This window comes from Actinosynnema sp., from assembly GCF_052038725.1.
The window spans coordinates 1-3,423 of sequence record NZ_JBQGCX010001138.1 but is presented as its reverse complement, the minus strand read 5'-3'; the positions used below and the strand labels follow the sequence as shown (position 1 = coordinate 3,423).

Annotated in this window: 4 protein-coding genes; all 4 read right to left on the bottom strand. The window is 73.7% G+C overall.

Annotation, left to right across the window (positions count from 1 at the left end; genetic code table 11):
• Positions 1 to 215, bottom strand: a 215-nt coding sequence (locus ACTUAL_RS24000; protein ID WP_440901836.1) for a hypothetical protein, incomplete at its 3' end; no start/stop codon positions are given.
• A 507-nt stretch (positions 216 to 722) separates the two neighbouring features.
• On the bottom strand, positions 723 to 1,913 hold the full coding sequence (locus ACTUAL_RS23995; RefSeq protein WP_440901835.1) for a helix-turn-helix domain-containing protein: 1,191 nt from the start codon (positions 1,911 to 1,913) through the stop codon (positions 723 to 725).
• A gap of 79 nt (positions 1,914 to 1,992) precedes the next feature.
• A complete protein-coding gene (locus tag ACTUAL_RS23990; protein WP_096492944.1) occupies positions 1,993 to 2,610 on the bottom strand; it encodes a cysteine hydrolase family protein in 618 nt (205 codons plus the stop codon).
• Positions 2,611 to 2,802: 192 nt separating this feature from the next.
• Positions 2,803 to 3,423, bottom strand: a 621-nt coding sequence (locus ACTUAL_RS23985; RefSeq protein WP_440901834.1) for a TerC family protein, incomplete at its 5' end; no start/stop codon positions are given.

Below are 3,423 nucleotides of genomic sequence, written 5' to 3'. Positions count from 1 at the left end.
CCGGGCGCGGCCACCAGGGGGGCGCGCTCGGCGCGCAGCACGCCCGCGCCGAGCAGGCCGGACGGCGCCGCGCCGCGCGCCGCGCCGGTCAGGTCGGTCGGGACCGGGTGGGTGATCTGGGCGTGCGCGGGTGCGACGGGCAGGGTGGCGAGCAGGCCCGCCGCGAGGGTGGTGGCGGTGGCCCTGAGCAGCGCTCTGGTGAGGCTTGACAGCACGCGTCCTCCAAGGTGGTCCTGGCCGGGAAGCGCCCGGCGTCACCGAGGAAGTTAGGGACGTCGGGGGCGACGAGGTCCGCAAAACCGCGCGCGGGGACGTCGCGCCACCCGTCGGCGCGGTCCCTCCACCCGGCCAGCCGGACCACCACCACGGCGGGTGACGGGCGACAGCGCGCCCGGCTCCGGGGTGTGCCCCGTCCGGGATCGGGTGCCCGGGGTCGGATCTCCGGCGGCCCCCGGCGTCCCGGCGTCCCGCGCTCGTCCCACCCGAGCGGTGTTCTCGCAGGTGAGGGCACCGGGAACGTCCCAGCGTCCCAGCCTGCCGCCGGTCGGTGCCGCCTCCCGCGCCACCGTGCGAAGGTGACCCGGTCAGCGCAGGCGAAGATCGGGAGGACCCCCATGAGCAGCAGCGGAAGACCCGCCCCGGCCGACCGGACCTGGCAGGGCTCGGCGCAGCTCCACGCCGGGCGCTGAGGACGGGCGCTGAGGCACGGGCGCCCCTGACGCCTACTGCAGCGCCGCCTGGCACGCCCGCCAGTCGCCGAAGTCGCCGCGCGCCGCGTACAGCCGGTGCGCGGCCTGGATGTTCCACTCCGGGTCGAACGCCACCAGCGGGGAGCCGCCCAGCTCGCGCAGCCGCCCGTCCGAGATCTGGAAGACCCCCCAGTTGCGGCTGCCGTTGGTGTTCGGCAGCACCCACAGCGGGTCCAGGAACGAGGTGCAGCGGGCGATCGCCACGGCCGCGTCGGGCTCCAGCGCGAACACCTCGCGCACCCGCCGCTCCACCCGCTCCGGCGTCCACGTGGACATGTCCACCCGCCCCGCGTAGAGCGCCTCCCTGGTCCCCGCGTCGACCACTCCCCTGGGCTCCAGCCCGGCGAGCACCTGGAACGCGGTGAGCCGCCGCAGCGTCTCCGGCCCGAACGAGCCGTCCACGGACATCCGCGCCCGCGCCCGCACGAGCAGCTGCTGCAACTCGCGCACGCAGCTGTCGTGCTGGCCCATGACGACCGACTCGCACGCCGGGGAGAACAGCAGCCGGTCGTCCACCTCCGGGGTCCCGCCGCGCGGCCACAGCGCCGCCGACACCACCACCAGCGCCACGACGGCCAGCGCGAGGAGCCCGAGCACCCGGCGGGGCACGCGACGCCCCGGTGGGCGGCCCGTTCGCCCGGCGAGGCTGATGACCTCCGGGTAGCCCGGCGCCACCACGGCCTCGCCGGACCCGCGCGGAACCCCGGCCGAGCGGGCGTCCCCCGTTTCCGGCGCTTTTCCCGCCGGACCCCTGGTTTCACCCCCGCTGATTTCCGATTCGGCGCTCGAGGCCCCCGCGCGCGTTTCCGGAACAGCGGGTTCCGGAATTCCGGCGAAACCCTCGGACGACTTCCCTTCGGAATCGCGAACCGCGGGAACGCCCTCCCCGCCGTCCGCGCCCTCGCTCCGGCTGCCCCTGGACAGGTCGGCCAGCGCCCACAGCCGGTGCAGCTCCCGCTGCTCCCCGCCGGTGGCGCCGCACGCCTTGGCGAAGCTGTGCACGATCCGGTAGTCGGCGGGCACGCTGGCCCCGGAGCAGTACCGGTGCAGACTGGACCCGCTGACCCCGGCCTGCTTGCCCAGCCGGTCGAACCCGCGCCCGCTCCGCTCCTTGAGCATTCTCAGGTAGGCGGCGAACCGGGCGTCCGGCTGCACGGGTGTCACGCGAGCCTCCTCGCCCCTGGGCTGATGACGGGGAGAAGCTAGCACCGCGCAAAGGGGCCTGAAACGGGATAACTCCCGCCTACCCCCAGGCGCCGACGACGTCGCGCGCCACCACCGGCAGGGAGAACATGGGGTAGTCGAAGCGGATCGCGTTCTCGTGCTCGGCGCGGGAGGTCGCGGCGACGCAGTCGGTGACCGTGTGCACCCGGTAGCCGCTCTCGTAGGCGGTGCGCATGGTGGACTCGACGCAGCAGTTCGTGAGGAACCCGCCGAGCACGACGTCGGTGACGCCCTTGCTGCGGAGCATGAAGTCCAGGTTGGTGCTGGCGAACGCGTCCAGCCCGCGCTTGCCCTCCACGACGATGTCGCCCGCGCGCGGCGCGAGGTCGTCGACGATCGCCGCGCCCCAGCTCCCCCGCACGAACGCCTTCCCGTCCACGACGCCCTTGAGGATGCCGTACGGGGTGGCGGTGATCTCGTGGTAGCCCTCGGCGAAGGCGATGGGCGTGTGCATCACCACCGCGCCCGCCGCGCGGGCCGCGTCGACCAGCTCGACGGTCTTCGGCAGCATCCCGGTGTCGGCCATGACGGGCGCGACGGCCTCGTGCAGCGCGCCCCCCTGGCTGGTGAAGTCGTTCTGGTACTCGATCAGCACCACGGCGGTCCTGGCCGGGTCGAGCGCGAGCTGGGAGGACATCGGCGGCACCCCTCACGTCGGCGGTCGCCCCGGAAGCCGGGGCCGTCGCATTCAACGGCCGGGCGGCGGTCCGGGGCAATGCGGCACGCGGGTGGTCCCGCCGAAGGCACCCGCCAGGACGCGGACAGGCCCCGCCCACCCCCGGAGGGGCGAGCGGGGCCTGTCCCCGGTGCGGCGCTCAGGCCGCCCCGGTCACTCCTCGTCCTTGCCCGACCCGGCCGTCGCCTTGAGCGAGCCCGGCGACGCCTTCGCGTCGGGGTCGTTGCGGGTCTTGATCAGGCTGGCCACGGTCACGACCACCAGGATGCCGATGATCACGCCGAGGCTGAGCGGGGTCGGGATCTCCGGGACGCTCGGGTCGATGTCCACGTGCGCCCAGTGCAGGATCAGCTTCACGCCGATGAAGCACAGGATGACCGCGAGGCCGGCGGACAGGTAGACCAGGCGGTCCAGCAGGCCCTTGACCAGGAAGAACAGCGCCCGCAGGCCGAGCAGCGCGAACGCGTTCGCGGCGAAGACGATGAACGCCTCGTCGGTCACGCCGAACACCGCCGGGATGGAGTCGAGCGCGAACAGCAGGTCGATGCTGCCGATCGCGAGCAGCACCACCAGCAGCGGCGTGGCCAGGCGCTTGCCGTCGACCTTGGTGGTGAGCTTGCCGCCCACGTACTCGTTGGTCATCGGCAGCATCCGGCGGACGGTCTTGACCGCGATGTTGTTCTCGACGTCCGGGTCCTCGTCGCGGTGCCGGAACAGCTGCACGCCCGTGTAGATGAGCAGCAGGCCGAACAGCAGGAACATGAACGAGAACAG

Bases quoted from the DNA above. Each gene is read 5' to 3' on its own strand.
- ACTUAL_RS23990 (WP_096492944.1), bottom strand. From the start codon at position 2,610: ATGTCCTCCCAGCTCGCGCTCGACCCGGCCAGGACCGCCGTGGTGCTG.